At 64.4% G+C, this 17,325-nt stretch carries 16 protein-coding genes and 1 tRNA gene; 10 read left to right on the top strand and 7 right to left on the bottom strand.

Annotated elements, in window-relative coordinates; all coding sequences use genetic code 11:
* Window positions 1-264: 264 nt before the first annotated feature.
* From AB4Y99_RS19545 to AB4Y99_RS19515, 7 genes are all read left to right on the top strand, one after another.
* Window positions 265-624, top strand: coding sequence for a hypothetical protein (locus tag AB4Y99_RS19545; protein ID WP_142020940.1), 360 nt, complete (start codon window positions 265-267; stop codon window positions 622-624).
* 192 nt (window positions 625-816) lie between these two features.
* Window positions 817-1,170, top strand: a complete 354-nt coding sequence (locus AB4Y99_RS19540) for a hypothetical protein (protein ID WP_142020939.1) — start codon at window positions 817-819, stop codon at window positions 1,168-1,170.
* A gap of 56 nt (window positions 1,171-1,226) precedes the next feature.
* A complete protein-coding gene (locus AB4Y99_RS19535; protein WP_142020938.1) occupies window positions 1,227-1,424 on the top strand; it encodes a hypothetical protein in 198 nt (65 codons plus the stop codon).
* Between the two features lies 1 nt (window position 1,425).
* The gene (locus AB4Y99_RS19530; protein WP_441524476.1) at window positions 1,426-1,683 is read left to right on the top strand and encodes a hypothetical protein; all 258 of its coding nucleotides are present in this window, start codon (window positions 1,426-1,428) and stop codon (window positions 1,681-1,683) included.
* A 314-nt stretch (window positions 1,684-1,997) separates the two neighbouring features.
* Window positions 1,998-2,957: a class I mannose-6-phosphate isomerase gene (locus tag AB4Y99_RS19525; RefSeq protein ID WP_441524475.1), complete on the top strand. Its 960-nt coding sequence runs from the start codon at window positions 1,998-2,000 to the stop codon at window positions 2,955-2,957.
* Window positions 2,954-5,221, top strand: coding sequence for a glycosyltransferase family 4 protein (locus AB4Y99_RS19520; protein ID WP_441524474.1), 2,268 nt, complete (start codon window positions 2,954-2,956; stop codon window positions 5,219-5,221). The genes AB4Y99_RS19525 and AB4Y99_RS19520 overlap by 4 nt, the downstream gene beginning before the upstream one ends.
* 38 nt (window positions 5,222-5,259) lie before the next feature.
* On the top strand, window positions 5,260-6,591 hold the full coding sequence (locus AB4Y99_RS19515; RefSeq protein ID WP_441524473.1) for a glycoside hydrolase family 130 protein: 1,332 nt from the start codon (window positions 5,260-5,262) through the stop codon (window positions 6,589-6,591).
* A 290-nt stretch (window positions 6,592-6,881) separates the two neighbouring features.
* On the opposite strand, the gene AB4Y99_RS19510 is transcribed toward AB4Y99_RS19515, so the two are convergent.
* The 7 genes from AB4Y99_RS19510 to AB4Y99_RS19480 form a co-directional block, all read right to left on the bottom strand.
* Window positions 6,882-7,685, bottom strand: a complete 804-nt coding sequence (locus tag AB4Y99_RS19510) for an MBL fold metallo-hydrolase (RefSeq protein ID WP_441524472.1) — start codon at window positions 7,683-7,685, stop codon at window positions 6,882-6,884.
* Between the two features lie 7 nt (window positions 7,686-7,692).
* Window positions 7,693-8,493 carry a TatD family hydrolase gene (locus tag AB4Y99_RS19505; RefSeq protein ID WP_441524478.1) on the bottom strand — a complete coding sequence of 267 codons (801 nt, stop codon included), beginning with the start codon at window positions 8,491-8,493 and terminating at the stop codon, window positions 7,693-7,695.
* Window positions 8,493-10,052 (bottom strand): methionine--tRNA ligase, encoded by a 1,560-nt coding sequence (gene metG / locus AB4Y99_RS19500; protein ID WP_441524477.1) that lies wholly within the window; start codon window positions 10,050-10,052, stop codon window positions 8,493-8,495. The genes AB4Y99_RS19505 and metG overlap by 1 nt, the downstream gene beginning before the upstream one ends.
* Window positions 10,053-10,073: 21 nt before the next feature.
* On the bottom strand, window positions 10,074-10,892 hold the full coding sequence (locus AB4Y99_RS19495; RefSeq protein ID WP_441524471.1) for a DNA polymerase III subunit delta': 819 nt from the start codon (window positions 10,890-10,892) through the stop codon (window positions 10,074-10,076).
* Window positions 10,814-11,467 (bottom strand): dTMP kinase, encoded by a 654-nt coding sequence (tmk, locus tag AB4Y99_RS19490; protein WP_441524470.1) that lies wholly within the window; start codon window positions 11,465-11,467, stop codon window positions 10,814-10,816. The genes AB4Y99_RS19495 and tmk overlap by 79 nt, the downstream gene beginning before the upstream one ends.
* Window position 11,468: 1 nt before the next feature.
* Window positions 11,469-12,629, bottom strand: coding sequence for a D-alanyl-D-alanine carboxypeptidase family protein (locus AB4Y99_RS19485; RefSeq protein WP_441524469.1), 1,161 nt, complete (start codon window positions 12,627-12,629; stop codon window positions 11,469-11,471).
* Window positions 12,630-12,747: 118 nt separating this feature from the next.
* Complete coding sequence (locus AB4Y99_RS19480; protein WP_441524468.1) at window positions 12,748-13,851, bottom strand: septal ring lytic transglycosylase RlpA family protein; 1,104 nt, start codon at window positions 13,849-13,851, stop codon at window positions 12,748-12,750.
* Between the two features lie 458 nt (window positions 13,852-14,309).
* Here AB4Y99_RS19480 and AB4Y99_RS19475 point away from each other — a divergent pair.
* From AB4Y99_RS19475 to AB4Y99_RS19465, 3 genes are all read left to right on the top strand, one after another.
* A tRNA-Ser gene (locus tag AB4Y99_RS19475) sits at window positions 14,310-14,399 on the top strand.
* A gap of 101 nt (window positions 14,400-14,500) precedes the next feature.
* Window positions 14,501-16,171, top strand: coding sequence for a tyrosine-type recombinase/integrase (locus tag AB4Y99_RS19470; RefSeq protein ID WP_441524467.1), 1,671 nt, complete (start codon window positions 14,501-14,503; stop codon window positions 16,169-16,171).
* Window positions 16,168-17,121 carry a DUF4238 domain-containing protein gene (locus AB4Y99_RS19465; protein WP_441524466.1) on the top strand — a complete coding sequence of 318 codons (954 nt, stop codon included), beginning with the start codon at window positions 16,168-16,170 and terminating at the stop codon, window positions 17,119-17,121. The genes AB4Y99_RS19470 and AB4Y99_RS19465 overlap by 4 nt, the downstream gene beginning before the upstream one ends.
* Window positions 17,122-17,325 lie beyond the last annotated feature (204 nt).

The raw sequence follows: 17,325 nt of genomic DNA, 5'->3' as shown, positions 1-17,325 counted from the left end.
GTGCTCCTTCATAGTCGGCTCCCGCAGTGTGAAAAAAAACGCACGCCTTCACGCGAAAATGCTTCACCCGGGCCCGCCAACCGAGGCGCAGCTGATTACGGAATAAGCCGCGCCTGCCACGCATGACGGGCGACACGCACCGGCTGCGGAGCTCTTTCCCGGTGGTGTCACGTTGATTGCCTGCTGGACAAGGAAACGAATTCGAACTCGTGGCAGGCTCAGGCCGTCGGCGCGCAATCGCAACTCGATGAGGCGACCGCGCTGATGCTGGGCCAAATCCTAGAGAAGCATGGACTGGCGGCCGAAGCGTTACCTCCAACCGCGCTGTTGGCTCCCGGCATGGAGCGCCTTGCCGAGCGCGGTCCGGCACTGATCTGCCTATGCTATATCGGGCCGCACAACGCCGCTCACATGAAGTATGCCCTCAGGCGCCTTCGCCGCCGCCTGTCGATGGCGATCCTCGTGCTTGGTAAATTGTCGCCGGTTCCCAGTCCCCTGGCGGATATCAAAGGCCCCTTGCCGACGAAGTGGAAACCTCTCTTCGAGGCATCTGCAGGTTGTGCCTTCAGTTCGCAGAAAAAAGAGGCGCAGCAGACGATCAAACGCCTCATCTCAAATGAGTAGAGATTTGTAAATGAATAGTCTGAACTAACTGAATATTAATTGGAATTTCCAGCGTCATAAACTCATATAATGCGTGAAATAAAATTGATATTCGACCTCGCCTTGGTGAGAAAAATAACCTGAATTATTTTCTGTTTCCGTGCTATATTATTTAACGGAAGATTTTCATTCCGCAAATCGGAAGGGTTTTCCATGAAAATCCCCTTGCAAACCAAGCCTGCCATCTGGGGTGCCGTTGGTGGCGCGATTGCCCTTGCCGTTGTCGGATTCACCTGGGGTGGCTGGTCGACGGCGTCGTCGAGCGAACGCTTGGCGAAGCTCAGGGCCGAGAATGCCGTTGTCGCGGCCTTGTCTCCGATCTGCGTGAGCAACTTCCAAAAGCAGCCCAATGCCGATGCCGCCCTTGCCGAGCTGAAGAAGATCAGTTCGTGGAGCCAGGGCGATTTCATCGCCAAGGGCGGCTGGGCCACGATGATCGGCAGCCCGTCGCCGGACGCTGCCGTCGCCAAGGCCTGCGCCGAAACGCTCGGCACGGCCAGGACCTGAGACGATCGGCGACAGCCGCACGCAGCGACATCGCTCACGATCACGAGCCATTCCGCGTGAGCAGCGCGGAGATGGTGGCGATCATGTCGCCTCCTGCTCCGCAAGAGGAGTTTCATATGGCCAAGGGACAGACGCGCGGCAATCGAGAGGCCAAGAAGCCCAAGAAGAAAAAGGAAGCGGCGGCAGTGCCCGTGTCCGCAAAGGGCCTGCCAGTAGCGCTCGAACTCGCGGGAAAACCGAAGAAGAAGAGCTGACATGAATACCCGCAGCCGGGAAACCATGGTCACATTCAGGAAGCCGTTCAKGCTGAGCGTGTTGGACCATACGCAGCCTGCCGGCACCTACCGCGTGGTGGTCGACGAGGAGGAGATTCCAGCCGCCTCGTTCCTGGCCTATCGCCAGATCGCCACCATGCTGCACACGCCGTCGCTGTCTTCGTCGGGCAGCTCACAGGTGTTCGCGGTGAGCCCGGGCGAACTGGCCAGCGCGTTGGAGGCTGACCTCAGCGCTTGAAGCATTCCGGTGTGGAGGCCCGCGCGACAGCCTCCGCAGCGCCGGCACATGCGATATGCGCGGCGGAGGAACGCGATGCGTCACTCCGCCATCGCGCGTTTCGATCCCGAGTCGAACGACCGGATCGATCCGATCGCTCGTAAGATTGCTCCAAAACCAGGAGTGCGGCTGGCGTCCTTCCGAGCCGCGCCAGCCAGCCGAGGCCGCTTGCGATAGGCGATCGCTCGCGCCGGCGCCAGCGAACGGCCGCTACCCAAGACCGGCGTGGGACGATCCGTCGTCGATGGCCGGCCGCACGAACCAGGAGCCCTATCATGGCGCTCGAACAAGCCTGCATGGAACTGATCCCCAAGCCCTGGGGATCGACCGACCTGCTTCCCTGGAGCGGAACCGGGCATCCCGGCATTCCGATCGGCGAACTCCGGTTCCAGCGCTGCGACAAGCACGCACCGGAACCGGCCCTGCTGCTCAAGCTCCTGTTCACGGAGGAGGCTTTGTCGATTCAGGTACATCCGGACGATGCCGCCGCCCATGCGATGGGGCTGCCGYGCGGGAAAACGGAAGCCTGGTACATCCTGTCCGCTGCATCCGACGCGGCGGTCGGAGTCGGTCTCGAGGCTGCCGTCAATCCGGAGCAATTGCGGGCGGCCATTGCGGATGGCTCGATCGCCCAGCTCGTCGCATGGCACAAGCCGGCCGCAGGCGAGATCATCGCCGTCCCGGCCGGGACGATCCACGCGATCGGCGCAGGCCTCGTGCTCGCCGAGATCCAGCAGCGCAGCGACACGACGTTCCGTCTCTTCGATCATGGCCGTGCCCGCGACCTTCATATCGAGCAGGGCGTTGCCGTGGCTTATGCCGGGCCTGCGGAACGCACCGCGCCGGCACGGCGCCTGAGCGGCGTCCGGACCCTGCTCGTCGCAAATCCCTATTTCGTCTTCGAGCGGATCGACCTGCCTGCCGGATCGATCTGGGAGCTCGATGTCCGGTGCGAGACCTGGCTGGCTGCCATCGCCGGCGACGCCAGGATCGGCGCGTTCGAAATCGGCGTTGGCCAATGCTGTTTCATCGAGGCGCAGGCCGCGCGCATCGCGCCGGGCGAAGCCGGCCTGTCCTGCCTCGTCGCCTATGACGCCGCAACGCCCAACCGCGATCTCCTGCAACGGGTCGACGGGGAGGGCATGCCCCGGTTCCGCGAGACGGTTTCTCCGCCGACCGGGCCGCCACAGGCCGTTGCGAGTTCGCCAGTTCCGTCCACGGAGGCACGATCATGAGCCCGACCAAACGCATCGCCTTCATCGGCAACTCGCTGCCCCGCCGCTGCGGGATCGCGACCTTCACCACGGATCTGCAGCAGGCGATCGCATCCTCCGATGTCGACACCTCCATCGTCGCCATGAATGACGATGGCGAGGGCTACGACTATCCGTTTTCCGTGCACTGCCAGATTTCCGACCAGCGGCTCGAAGACTATGCGCGTGCAGCCGATTTCTTGAACGAGGGCCGCTTCGATGTCGTCTCCCTCCAGCACGAGTTCGGCATCTTCGGCGGTGAGGCCGGAGGGCACATCATGGCGCTGCTGTCGCGCCTGACGATGCCCGTCGTGACCACGCTCCATACCGTGCTGTCCGAGCCGACCGCACTGCAGCGCAACGTGATGGAGCGGATCGTCGATGCCTCGGCGCGCGTGGTCGTCATGGCCGAAAAGGCGCGCGACCTGCTGCGAGCCGTCTACCGGCTGCCGGCGGACAAGATCGAGGTCATCGCGCACGGCATTCCCGAATTCGCCTTTGTCGAGCCCGACGAAGCCAAGGAACGACTGGGGTTCGCCGATCACTCCGTCATCCTGACCTTCGGCCTTTTGTCACCCAACAAGGGCATCGAGGTGATGATCGACGCGATGCCCTCGATCCTGMGGCGYCGCCCYGAYGCGRTCTATGTSGTTCTGGGYGCRACGCATCCCAATCTSGTTCGCGAGCATGGCGAGGCCTATCGGGAGAGCCTGATGGCGCGTGTTCGCGAGCTCGGTGTCGAGGACCACGTCGTCTTCCTCAACCAGTTCGTCGATCAGGCGCGGCTGCTCAGCTTCATCTCGATGTGCGATGTCTATGTCACGCCCTATCTCAACGAGGCGCAGATGACATCCGGCACGCTGGCCTACAGTTTCGGGCTCGGCAAGGCCGTGGTTTCGACACCCTATTGGCACGCCAGGGAATTGCTCGCCGACGGGCGCGGCATCCTCGTGCCCTTCGGCGACGTCGTTGCCATCGGCAACGAGATCGCGGGTCTGCTGACCGATGCGCCCCGGCGCCAGGCCATGAGGCTGCGTGCCTATGCGAGCAGCCGCTCGATGACCTGGGAGCGGACTGCGAAGCGCTATCTCGCCGCTTTCGAGACAGCGCGCCGGGGTCGCGTGCTGAGCGTCATCGCTGATCATGGCGAGCCGAGGCTCCTGCCCGCAATCGTAGCGCCGCCCGAGATGCAAACCGGCCACCTCCTCTGCATGTGCGACGATACCGGCCTGTTCCAGCACGCCGTCCATTCCGTGCCGGATCGCGCGCATGGCTATTGCGTCGACGACAATGCCCGCGCCCTGCTCCTCGCCAGCGTTCTGAGCGGCGCCGGTGAGGCGCATCTGCCGGACGCGCTCACGGCGCGCTTCGCCTCCTTCGTCCAGCATGCCTGGAATCCCGATCGACGGCGCTTCCGCAACTTCATGAGCTTCAGCCGGCAATGGCTCGAGGAGGCCGGGTCGGAAGACAGTCATGGCCGCACGCTCTGGGCGCTCGGCGTTTGCGCGCGCGACGATGCGAGCGTTTCGCGGCGACGTTGGGCTGCGGCCCTGTTCGGCGAGGCCCTGCCCGTCATCGAGAGCTTCACCTCGCCGCGCGCCTGGGCCTTTGCCCTGCTCGGCCTCGATGCCCATTGCACCACCGCGGCTGCGGTCTCGTTGCGGACGGCCCTCGCCGACCGCCTCCTCGGCCTGATCTCAAAGGTCGAGACGCCGGATTGGGTCTGGTTCGAGGACGGGCTTTCCTATGACAATGCGCGCCTGCCTCAAGCCCTGATCACGACGGGATTGTCGATGAAGGTGCCGGCCTATGTCGAGGCCGGCCTGCGCTCTCTGCGCTGGCTCACGTATCTCCAGACGAATCCGGCAGGCCTGTTCAGGCCGGTCGGCTCAGAGAGCTTCGGCGACAAGCGCAGCGCACCGAAGGCTTTCGACCAGCAGCCGCTGGAGGCGACGGCGGCGATTTCCGCCTGCCTCGCCGCCTGGCGCGCCGATGGCGATCCGCAATGGCGCATCGAAGCCGCGCGGGCCTTTGCCTGGTTCCTGGGCGACAACGATCTCTCATCGTCGCTGGTCGACCTCGATACCGGCGCCTGCCGCGACGGCCTGCATCGTGATCGGCCAAATGAGAACCGCGGCGGCGAATCCGTGGTATCCTATCTGATCAGCCTCGCCGAGATTCGCCAGCTTGCCCGCGTCAGCGGGGATCGACCGAAACTGGCGCCGCTTCGGGTCTTGCACGCCTGAGCCTTCGGCGACCTTGCACAAACAGATCGGCGGACATCTTGTCCCAGCCCAGTTTCCTGAACAGGCAGGCTTTGTACCTGCATCCAGATCCCTCGAGGGTCGTCGTGCGCCGGTTCGGCCCGGCGGGCGAGCCCAGGGATTTCGGTGCCGCCGAAAAAGCCAAGGCGAACCATATCGTCGACCGGGTTCTGTCTCTCGCCCCGGAGGCGGCTGCGAGCCTGTTGGGCGAGGTGCTCGAGAACTTCAACGGTCGGCACCGCAATCTGCTGGAGAGGTTCGAGGCACGCGCCGACGAGATGGAGGGTGCCTTTGCCGCCCACGGTACCTTCACGAAGGTCCAGCGCCAGTTGGTCGGCTCCTATTTCATGCATGAGTATTCGTTCGAGGCGGCGGCACTCTTCAATCCGAGCATCGTGCTGCATCCCGACCAGTCCGACGCTCCCGCCGGCGGGCTCCGCTTCATCCTGAGCGTCCGCGCCGTCGGAGAAGGACATATCTCGTCCCTGACGTTCCGCGCGGGATCGATCGCGGCCAATGGCGACGTCAGCGTCGCTCCGACCTCGCGCCTGGCGACGATCGCAACCTTGCGCAACCGGATGGCGCGCCTCGATGGCGAGGACGTCGAGGTCGTCTTCGCGGCCGATAGCGACATCAGCGAGCGGGTGATCTTTCCCGTGACCGCGTCCCAGTCGAACGGCATCGAGGATGCGCGCTTCGTCGCGTTCGAGGAAAGCGGCGAGACGATCTATCGCGCCACCTATACCGCCTATGACGGCAGGTCGATCCGCTCGGAACTGATCGAGACCCGCGACTTCCTGTCGTTCCGGCTGTCGCCGCTGCGCGGCTCCGCCGCCGTGAACAAAGGCATGGCGCTCTTTCCGCGCAAGCTCGGCGGCCGCTATGCGATGATCTCCCGGCAGGACAATGAAAATCTCCACCTGATCTATTCGGACGACCTTCTGGTCTGGGACGGTGGGGTCGCGATCCTGAAGCCGCAATTCCCGTGGGAGTTCGTGCAGATCGGTACCTGCGGCTCGCCCATCGAGCTCGACGAAGGCTGGCTGCTCCTGATCCACGGCGTCGGGGCGGTGCGGAAATACACGATCGGCGCCGTTCTGCTCGACAAGGCGGACCCGTCGAAAGTGCTGGCTCGCCTGCGCGAGCCGTTCGTTCAGCCCGAGCCCTCGGAGCGGGAAGGCTATGTTCCCAACGTCGTCTACACCTGCGGCGCGATGCGCCACGGCGATATGATTGTCCTGCCCTATGCGGTCTCGGACACCTTCTGCCATTTCGCCACGGTGAAGGTCGCAGCCCTCCTTGAAGCCATGGAAGCTGAAGATAGTTGGATGCGTGCCGGCACACAGGAATAGGCCGGCTACAGCGCCAGTTTTAGGGCGCGCCGGCCCATTCCTGTGCACAGGCACTCGCCAATAGCTTCACAATGCAACACGTCGATCGTTGTTTTTTGCAACAGATCCTCGTGTGTTGCCTTTTCAAATTTGCGTTATGCAACAGACCGTTGTTGCATGAAGCTGCAACTGCAGAATTCTTCAAGTTACACGTAAGACATTGCACTTACGAGAGTATCGAAGTGCAACAGTTGCCGAAACCGCTCGATCTGGAACAAAAACTGATGCCGAAACGCGGCCAAGCAGGATCGTCAGGCCCGTGTCTCGATGATCAGTCCATCATACGCAACCTCGATATTTCCCTCCAAACGTTTGGACAGGCTCGCATAATCGAGATCGGCATGGAGGTTCGTCAGGATCGCGCGCTTTGGCTTCAACGCTGCGATCGTCTCAAGCGATTGCGCGAGATGGAAATGGCTCGGATGCGGCGTCTCGCGCAAGCAATCGAGGATCAGCACATCAAGCCCCGCCATGGCCTCCAGGGCGGCCTGCGGGATCAGGCTGACATCCGGCAGATAAGCCAGATCGCCGAAACGGAAGCCGAGCGCTTCGTAATTCGGCCCGTGCTCGACGCGGAACGGCAGCGCCTCGATCGGGCCTCCGGCGCCGTCGATCGTCCGGCTGCGCCCGGGGCTGATCTCATTCAGATCGAGGATCGGCGGATAGTAGCTGCCCGGCGGCATCTCGAAGAGATAGCCGAAGCGTCCATGCAGCGAAGCCTGCGTCGGCTTGTCGGCATAGATGGGGATGCGGCGGTGCATGTGGAGGACCAGCGCGCGCAAATCGTCGATGCCGTGGGTATGGTCGGCGTGGTCATGCGTCATCAGCACGCCGTCGAGCGCCGGAACCTCGGCCGAGAGAAGCTGCTCGCGCAGATCCGGCGACGTATCGACCAGCACCCGCGTCGTGCCGTCCGGACCGGAACGCGTCACCAGGATCGAGCAGCGCCGGCGGCGGTTCTTCGGATCGGCAGGATCGCAGGCGCCCCAGCCGGAGCCGGGCCGCGGCACACCGCCGGAGGAGCCGCAGCCGAGGATCGTGACCGTCAGCGTCATGGCCGGATCAGGCGACCTGCGCCACGGGCGCGGCGTGATCCATCTTCCAATAGCAACGCTGCGCGTTTTCCGTGGTGATCCGGGCCGCCTCGTCGAAGTCGACGCCGATCGTATCGGCCAAAACCTTCGCTGTCTCAACGACATAAGCGGGCTGGTTACGCTTACCTCTGAACGGCACGGGCGCAAGATAGGGCGCGTCCGTCTCGACCAGCAGCCGCTCGCGCGGAACCATGCGGGCGATCCGGCGCAGACTCTCGGAGGTCTTGAAGGTCAGGATGCCGGAAAAGGAGACGTAGAGGCCGAGCTCGACGCCGGTCATCGCCAGCGCTTCGCCGGCGGTGAAACAATGCAGGATGGCGGGGAAGGCGCCCTTCCCCATTTCCTCGCGCAGGATCGCCGCCATGTCGTCATCGGCCTCGCGCGAATGGATGACGAGCGGCAACTGCGTCATGCGCGCCGCGGCGATATGCGTGCGCAACCCCTGCGCCTGCGCCTCGCGCGGGCTCGAATCGTAGTGGTAGTCGAGCCCGGCTTCGCCGATGGCGACGCAGCGCGAATGACGGGACAGCTCGACGAGCCGTTCGGCCGTGACGTCGAGCTCCTCATGCGCCTGATGCGGATGGGTGCCGACCGAGAACCAGACCGAGGGAAAGCGCTCGGCGATTCCGGCATAGTCCGCGAAACGCGCCACCCGCGTCGAGATCGTCACCATCYGGCCGACGCCGGCGGCCTCGGCCCGCGCGACATAGGCCGGCAGGTCCTCGGCGAAATCCGGAAAGTCGAGATGGCAATGCGTATCGATCAGCATCACGCGGCCTGACCATCCTCGGGCTCGACATAGCGCGGGAAGACCGCGCTCGGCGGCGGCAACGCTGTCCCGCTGTCCAGACGACCGGCCTTGCCGAGTGCCGCGAAGCTGCGCGCCTCAGCCGGAACGCCAAGCAGGTCGAGCAATTTGCCTGCGGCCACCGGCATCACCGGCTGCACCAGGATCGCGACCTGCCGGATCACCTCAATCGTGACATAGAGCACGGTGTCGCGGCGGCCCGGATCGGTCTTGGTCAGGCGCCAGGGCTCGTTGGCGGCGAAATAGCGGTTCGCCTCCGCCACCACGGCCCAGATCTCGGCGAGCAGGCTGTGCAGGGCGAAATCCTTCATCGCCTCGCGCGCCCTGGCGAGCGCGCCGTCGGCCATGGCGAGCATCGCGTCGTCGGCCTCGGTCAGCGCCCCGCAAGGCGGCACCTTGCCCTCGCAGTTCTTGGCGATCATCGAGAGCGAGCGYTGCGCSAGATTGCCGAGATCRTTGGCKAGRTCGGCATTGATGCGCCCRAYGATGGCSTCRTGGCTGTAGTTGCCGTCCTGGCCGAARGAGACCTCGCGCAGGAAGAAATASCGCAGCTGGTCGACGCCATAGGTCKCGGCGAGGTCGAACGGATCGACCACATTGCCGAGCGACTTCGACATCTTGGTGCCCTTGTTCAGCAAGAAGCCGTGGCCGAAGACGCGCTTGGGCAGCGGCAGCCCTGCCGACATCAGGAAGGCCGGCCAATAGACCGTGTGGAAGCGCACGATGTCCTTGCCGATGATGTGGACGTCGGCCGGCCAGTAATGGGCGCGCGGGCTCGCCGGATCGGGAAAGCCCGTTCCGGTCAGGTAGTTGTTGAGCGCGTCGACCCAGACATACATGACATGCTTCGGGTCGCCCGGAACGGGCAGTCCCCAGTCGAAGGATGTGCGGCTGATCGAGAGATCCTCGAGCCCGCCTTTGACGAAGGAGACGACTTCGTTCTTCCGCGTCTCGGGCGAGACGAAGTCCGGCACGTCCGCATAAAGCTTCAGCAGCGCGTCCTGGTATTTGGCGAGGCGGAAGAAATAGCTCTCCTCCTCGACCCACTCCACCGGGGTCCCCTGCCCGCCCAGCCGCGTGCCGTCGGGCTGGAGGGTCGTCTCCTCCTCGCCGTAGAAGGCTTCGTCGCGGACGGAATACCAGCCGGAATATTTGGCGAGATAGATATCGCCATTGGCCTCCATCCGGCGCCAGAGCTCGTCGGTCGAGATCTTGTGGTCAGGATCGGTGGTGCGGATGAAACGGTCGAAGGAACAGCCGAGCGCCTGCTCCATCTCGTGGAAGCGGGCCGCGATCCCATCAACGAACGCCTTCGGCGAAAGACCGTTCTGAGCGGCCGTGCGCTGCACCTTCTGGCCGTGCTCGTCGGTGCCGGTCATGGCGAAGACGTCGTAGCCGTCGAGCCGCTTGAAGCGCGCGATCGCGTCCGCCGCCACCATCTCATAGGCGTGGCCGATATGCGGCGGCCCGTTGGTATAGTGGATCGCGGTCGTCAGGTAGAATTTCGGGGCCGTGGCCATCATCTGTCCGAGAGCTTCGCTTCACGCTGCGCGCGAGCGGGAAACCGCAGCCGACAGATCATGAAACATCGACATCACCAGCGGGCGGCGGTCGAGATTATAGGTCTCGACCTCGCGCGCCGAACGTTCCAGCTTTTCCCATACCTCCGCCAACGGTGCAAGGCGCGCCGGTTGCGCCGCAGCATGCGCGTGGAGATGGTCGGAGAGCCAGCCCTGCACCGTCTCGATCATTACGGCGAAGTCGCGCTCGCCGGCCTTGCCGGCGACATCCTCGGCCAGCGCCAGCAGCGCGGCAAGGTCGATCTGCGGCAAGGCATCGAGCCGTGCCCGCACCGCCTCGACCAGCGCCAGCGTCTCGGGATCGACATAGGTCAGGGCGCGCCTTACCGAGCCTTCCGCGAGATGGGACGCCCGCAGCAGGGCCGACGCGTCGAACGGCGTCTCCATGCGCTCCAGGGCGATGCTCCCGGCCTCGAGCACCTGCTCGGCCGGCAAAGGCTCGAAGCTCAGGAGCCGGCAGCGCGAACGGATCGTTGGCAGCAGCCGGCCCGGCGCATGGGCGACGATGAGGAACAGCGCCCTTGGCGGCGGCTCTTCCAGCAGTTTCAGCAGGGCGTTCGCGGTCGGCCGGTCCATATCCTGGGCGGAATCGACGATGCAGATGCGCCAGCCGCCTTCCGCCGCGCTGGCGCCGAAGCGGTCGATGACGCGGCGAGCCGCGTCGACGGGGATGTTGCTGGTGTAGCTCTTGCCGTCCGGCTTCAGGCTGCGGCGCAGCAGATGCAGATCCRGATGCGAGCGGGCCATGACGCGCCGCGTCGCCGGGTCGTTCTCCGGCATGGCGAGGCTGTCGCTACGGGACGTTGCGGCTCGCGCCCGGCGATGTCCAGATAGGCCCCGCGGAGCTTGCGATGAAAGGCGAGCGCCTCGCCTTCGAAACGATCGACGCTCTCGCCGGGGCTGCGACGCTTGGCGGCGCGGGCGAGACCGATTTCGGGATCGAGATCGAGGATCAGCGTCAATTCGGGCATCAGCCCGTCGATGGTGACCTGTTCGAGCTCGCCGAGCAAACTCGCGTCGATATCGCCGAGGACGCCCTGATAGACGCGGGTCGAATCGATGAAGCGATCGCAGATCACCCAGTTGCCCTGCGCCAGAGCCGGGCGGATCAGGCGGTCGATATGGTCGATCCGTGCCGCCGAGAACATCAGCGCCTCGGCAAAGGCGCCGTATTGCTTGATGCGGCCGGCCAGGATGGCCTCGCGGATGGCTTCCGCCTTTGGCGAGCCGCCGGGCTCGCGCGTCGTGACGACGCTCGCGCCGCCATCGCGCAGCCTCTGCGCCAGCGTCCTCGCCAGCGTCGACTTGCCGGCGCCCTCGCCGCCTTCGAGCGTGATGAAATGACCGTGCCGCACGTCAGGACCGCGTGATCCGGGCGAGCGCCTGACGAACCCAGCCGGTCGAGACTTCGAGCAAGGCATCGAGCGCCCGGCTCTGCAAACTCCCCGCCTTGACCGTCTCCGCGGCGTAGAGCGGAACCTCCAGCGTCTTCACATCGCCGCGCGAGACGACGAGCTGCGCCACCGCGGCGCCTTCCTGCACCGGCACGTTCAAGGGGCCCTGATAGACGATCCGGGCCGAGAGGCGCTCGCCCGTGCCACGCGGCAACAGCAGGCTGACCGCGCCCTTGGTCCGCAGGGCGATGCGGCCCTTCTCGCCGCCATAGACGCTTGCCTCGCCGATCACCTCGCCATCGGCGAAGAGCTGGCGCCTCTCAAAGGCGCGAAAACCCCATTCGAGCAGCTTGCGGGCCTCGGCGGCGCGGTCCCGCCCGTTCTTGAGCCCGTTCACCACGACGATCAGCCGCTGGCCGTTCTCGATGGCCGAGCCGACCAGCCCGTAGCCGGATTCCTCCAGATCGCCAGTCTGCAATCCATCCGCACCGATCTCCATCGTCAGCAGCGGATTGCGGTTGACCTGGCGGATCTTGTTCCAGGTGAATTCCTTCTGGCCGAAGATTTTGTAGAGCTCGGGGTAGGTCTTGACGATGTGGTTCGCCAACAGCGCGAGCTCGCGCGCCGTGACCCGCTGTTCGGGATCGGGCATGCCGGTCGCGTTGCGGAAGACGGATTTCGTCAGGCCGAGCGCCCTCACCCGCTCGGTCATGACGCGGCCGAAGGTCGCCTCGTCGCCGGCGATCGCTTCGGCCAGCGCAATGGCCGCATCGTTGCCCGCCTGGACGATCAGCCCCTGCAGGATGTCGGAGAGCTTGATCCGGCTGCGCACCATCGCGAACATCGTCGTGCCGCGCGCCGGGGCGCCGCCCTTGCGCCAGGCATTCTCGGAAATGCCGATCTCGCTATCGAGATTGAGCCGCCCTGCCCCGATCTCCTGGAAGGCGACGAGCGCGGTCGCGATCTTGGCCATGCTGGCCGGCACCATCGGATCGTCGGCCGACTTCTCGTAGAGAACCGCGCCGCTGTCGGAATCGAGCAGGAAGGCGAAGGCCGCCTGCGATTGGAAATTCTGGGCTCGCACTTCGGGGGCCGCGACGAAGACGAGAAGCAGCAGCGCCAACCCGCGCAGAAACCTTCCCGCGAGGGGGAACGGCCTGCCTTGCGATGTCGGGTCAAACGTTGCGCTCATACTCCGATCTGAAGCAGAGCGCCCCGGCCGAGGTCAAGCCGGGCCAGCGTCAATTCCGTGCCAGCGATTGCAGCGTCTGCGGTGCCAGCCGGTTCAGCGGGTGATTGCCAGAGAAGCGCTCGCCCGGCGCCTTCTCGGGCGTGGCGAACAGGCTTGCGACATTGCCCCGCACCGGCGGCAAGGTCGTACGCAGGGTCGCGGGAACCGCGACCGGCCGGGCTGCGTTGGCAATGGTGTCGAGATCGAACGGACGGTTGGGCGGCAGCGGCGCGGCATGAACCGGCGTACCCGCAGCCGTCGAAACCGGCGTATTCAGCGGCCTCGAACTCGCCGAGGCCAAGCTGGCGACGACGGGGTCGCTCGGCGTAACGACGCGCGGCTGCGGCGGCGCATAAGCCTGCGCGACCGGCTGGCTGGCTGGCGGCACGCTGACCGGGGCCGGTTCAGGCTCGAATGCGGGCTGCGTGTCCAGGTCCGGGGTCGGCGTGCGCGTGGTCGACACCCCGCTCGCGCTCGCGACCATGGTGCGCGCGCTGGTTCCGGGGATCGGAGCCGGCGAGCCGTCCGTGCGCAGCGTCGCAAGCAGGAGATTATCGTCCGAGCCCGCCAGCGAGGCCTGGCCGAGATATTCCATCTTGATGCGGGCCGTGCCGAGATGGCGGAAGGCCAGCGCCTCGGCCGTCTTCTGCGAAACGTCCATCAGGCGGCCGCCATGGAACGGTCCGCGGTCGTTCACGCGCACGATGATCGAACGGTTATTGAGGAGGTTGGTGACGCGCGCATAGGCCGGGAGTGGCATGGTCGGGTGCGCGGCGGTGATGCTGTTGCGGTCGTAGACTTCGCCGTTCGAGGTTCGGCGGCCATGAAAAGCCTCGCCATACCAGGAGGCCGTGCCGACGGCGCTGTAGCCGACGGGCTTTTCGAATGGGACGTAGCGCTTGCCCGCAACCGAATAGGCTTTTCCGACCAGCAGGCGCCCCCCGCCCTTCGGTACCGGCTCGCCATCGGCGATGACGCGCGGGCTGGCGGCGCCGTATTTCGACTGCGGAAAGGCGCCGATTTCCTTGGAGCGGCGACCGGCAACCTGGTTTCCGGCGCAGTTGGCGACGAGCAGCCCGGCGAGAACCACGCAGCCGAGTCTCGCAATGGACATGGAGCCAGAGGGCGCCGTGATCGACCCGGAGTCTTCGGAGGACGTTTCCATGGTCGACAAGCGAGCGCCTCGAATCATGCCGTCATTCCGTCTTTCAAGCCAAAAACGTCGCGCCGGGCCAAAGTCGCAAGCGCGACCTTGCCGAGTTTTCGGCTAATTCCATTAAGGGATCGTTAAACGAAGACAGCGCGACGCGCCGCCATCGGAGGGCCATCCCCTGCCTTGGAGCGGGCACAAAAGTGTCGGAAAACGGACACGTGTCAACCCGATCCGCCGACCCTTTGGTTTTTTCGGGGGAACGTTGCGCCTATGCCACGCTCGGAACAGGGTGGTCGCCGGGCCTCGAAAGCGGTCGAAAATCGCCGGATCGGCGCGATTTTGAGCCGATCCGGCTGTGCACGGGACAGCTTCCGGGCCACTTGCAAAATCTGTGGGCGAGCGGCATTGAACGGGCCACCGGAAGGGTGGCCGAGTGGTTTAAGGCAGCGGTCTTGAAAACCGCCGTGGGTGCAAGCCCACCGTGGGTTCGAATCCCACCYCTTCCGCCATCACACCGCTAACTCGTTGGTTTTGCTCTAAGTACATGGCGTCTCAGGGAAAAAATCCCTCAACTGCTACACCGGACTGCTACACCGGGGGCGGAGACGAGATGCCAGAGCGCCTCCTGAAGCGAGAAACGACGTACTATTTTCGAGCCAAGTACCCCGCTGATTTGCAGCACCTCTTCAAGGCCGGGGACCGCTGGAAATCGCTCGGCACGAAGGAGCTTGCTGATGCAAAGCTCAAGGTGCGGGTGGAAAGCGTCCGCTTTGACGCCGAGATGGCGGAACATCGGAAGCGAATCAGCGAACCGTCAAACGCCAGTCTGACTCGCGAGGAAATCGACGGGATTGCGGCGGCCTACTTCCACGAGCTTATGGCAGAGGACGAGAAGCACCGAAGCGAGCGGCTCTCAGATCGAGAGTTTGAGACGAAGGACCAGATCGTCGCCATCGTGTCGCCGGAAGCCCGCAGGAGCGCGGCTCGTGGCAATGTCGAACCTTTCCGCGACGAGTTTGATGACTGGCTGGTCAGCAACGGCCACAAGCTCGCCCACGAAGCGCCCGTCTATCGCGAGGTCCTCAACAGAATGCTGCGGGAGTTTGTGAGGCATCTTGACGCTGTCGCTCAGCGGCAAGCCGGGGACCCCGTGGACACGCCCCCCGCCCCTACCACTGCCGACACCGGCCCGACCCTGCGGGAACTCATAGACGCCTATTTGAGCGACCCAGCAGCAAGCCGGAACTCCAAGACCCTGATGACATACCGCATCGTCTTCGACGCCCTTGCGGAGATTGTCGGGGACAGCAAGCCGGCTCGCGACATCACACGGGCGGACTGCGAGCGCGTCCGGGATGTCCTTCAGAAGCTCCCCAGCAACGCCCGGAAGAAGTACCCGGACACTCCCTTGCTGATGGCGGTCGAGTTGGGGGCGAAGGACGGAGCGCCCGTGCTCGGCCCAGGCACCGTGAACAACTACCTCAACAACCTTGCAGCCCTCTTCAACTGGGGGCAGGAGACATGGCGGATCGAGCGGAACCCCGCAAAGGGCCTGTCGGTCCACGACCCAGTCCCAGCCGGTAAGAAGCGCGACTCATTCCCAGCCGATGCCCTGCCGAAGCTCTTTCAGTCACCACTCTACACGGGATGCGTGGACGACGAGAGCGGCTACGCTAAGCCCGGCCAAAATCGCCCAAGACGCGGACGCTTTTGGGTCCCGCTTCTCTCCCTTTTTCATGGCCTCCGACTCAGCGAGGCTTGCCAGCTCCATGTTGCTGACGTGCAGGTTATCGAAGGTGTCAGCGTCTTGCTGCTCAGCGACGAACTACCGACGGATATGGACACCGCCGACCGCAAGAGGATCAAGACGGCGGCAGGCCGGCGCTATGTCCCGTTACACCCTGAGCTGAAGCGCATCGGCTTTCTGGAGTTCGTAGAGGACGCCCGGAAGGCCAAGCGGACCCGGCTGTTCCCCGAAATCGCCAAGGATGCCCACGGCTACTACTCGCAGTTCTCAAAGTGGTTCGCGCGGTTCCTCGACAAGGCCGGCGTGAAGACCGCGAAGATCACGTTCCACTCCTTCAGGCACTCCTACAGGGACGCCTTGAGACGCGCGAAGACCCCTCGGGATGTCGTGCAGGCGCTTGGTGGTTGGGCGAGTCAGGGAACTGACGACAACTACGGGAGCGGATTGGAGCCGCCGTACCTCGCCGAGTATGTGGGGAAGGTCGAGTTCGCAGACTTGAGCTTGCGGCACCTACATGCCGAGAAATCCAAATGACCGGACCGAAATCCGACAATCCCCCTATCAAGCATCACTACATCCCTGCGTTTTACCTGAGCCGGTGGAAGGGCCCCGATGGGAGGCTCTGTGAATACTCTCGGCCACACATCGAGATAGCGGTAAAAAGGCGCGCGCCCGATGCCGCCGGTTTTGAGAAGCGGCTTTACGAGCTTGAAGGTTACGAGCCGGCACTCGCCCAGCAGGTGGAGGAGAAGTTCTTTAAGCCCGTTGATGGCTGGGCGGCGGACTCCCTCGACCTGCTTGAGCGTTACGGGCATCGCGCCCCGTGGGATAGCCACTCGCGGTCAGCGTGGACACGGTTCGTGCTGTCGCTGCTGCTCCGATGCCCTGAAGACATCGCGGGCTTTCGGGAGTGGTGGCGCGAAGACTTTGGCCGTACAGACGATGCATTGGAAGCGCAATACCGGGCGAAGCGATCWTCGGATGCTCCGGAGACATTCTCGCAGTATCTCGCAGCGCGGCCGATCTCTCAGATCGAGCGCCATCAGTTTGAAATCCTCTACTCGCTCGTGGACAACGCGGGCGCGGGAGGCAAAATCAACGACATGCACTGGCGGGTACTTGAAGGTTCGGACGATGGCCCGACCTTCCTGACTTCTGACCGCCCAGTCATTCGGACGAATGGGCTCGTACAACGCGGCGGGCATCTGGCTCTGCCGATTAGCCCACGCCTGCTGTTCATCGCCTCTCACGATGTGGCACTTCTCGATGACTTGTTGCGTGCCCCCCGCACTGCGGTGGTCAAGGAGGCTAACAAGCTCGTAGTGCAGTCGGCTGTTAGCTTCGTCTACGGCGTCGACGACAGCCAACTTCGATTTGTCCAGAACCGCTTCGGTAAGGTTCCGCAACCTCGTCTCATGGACAGTATCATTCGCCGGCGTCGCGAAGCTGTGCCCTTAGCTCCACGCCCGTCCCCGGATGTTTGACCCGGAAGCCCGAAGCTGCTTTCCCATAATATGACGATGACCGGAGCGGGCCGGGCCACGGCGTGATCAGGCTTCCGTTATTCTTTTTACGAGGCCGACCGGGCGCATGCTCAGGGGTAAGAGATCGCCGACCGTACCCAAGCGATCTTGGTCGATGCCCATGTATCCGCCCTTGGCCAGACCGCCGTTATCGATCCACAACAC

The organism is Allobosea sp. TAB14, assembly GCF_052113865.1.
Lineage (GTDB): Bacteria > Pseudomonadota > Alphaproteobacteria > Rhizobiales > Beijerinckiaceae > Allobosea > Allobosea spartocytisi.
Note: the sequence above shows the minus strand (reverse complement) of the source record. Positions and strands in the feature narration are given on the sequence as shown.

Coding starts and splice junctions, on each gene's coding strand:
- AB4Y99_RS19480 (WP_441524468.1), bottom strand. CDS start 13,851: ATGTCCATTGCGAGACTCGGCTGCGTGGTTCTCGCCGGGCTGCTCGTC.
- AB4Y99_RS19545 (WP_142020940.1), top strand. CDS start 265: ATGCTGGGCCAAATCCTAGAGAAGCATGGACTGGCGGCCGAAGCGTTA.
- AB4Y99_RS19510 (WP_441524472.1), bottom strand. CDS start 7,685: ATGACGCTGACGGTCACGATCCTCGGCTGCGGCTCCTCCGGCGGTGTG.
- AB4Y99_RS19470 (WP_441524467.1), top strand. CDS start 14,501: ATGCCAGAGCGCCTCCTGAAGCGAGAAACGACGTACTATTTTCGAGCC.
- AB4Y99_RS19540 (WP_142020939.1), top strand. CDS start 817: ATGAAAATCCCCTTGCAAACCAAGCCTGCCATCTGGGGTGCCGTTGGT.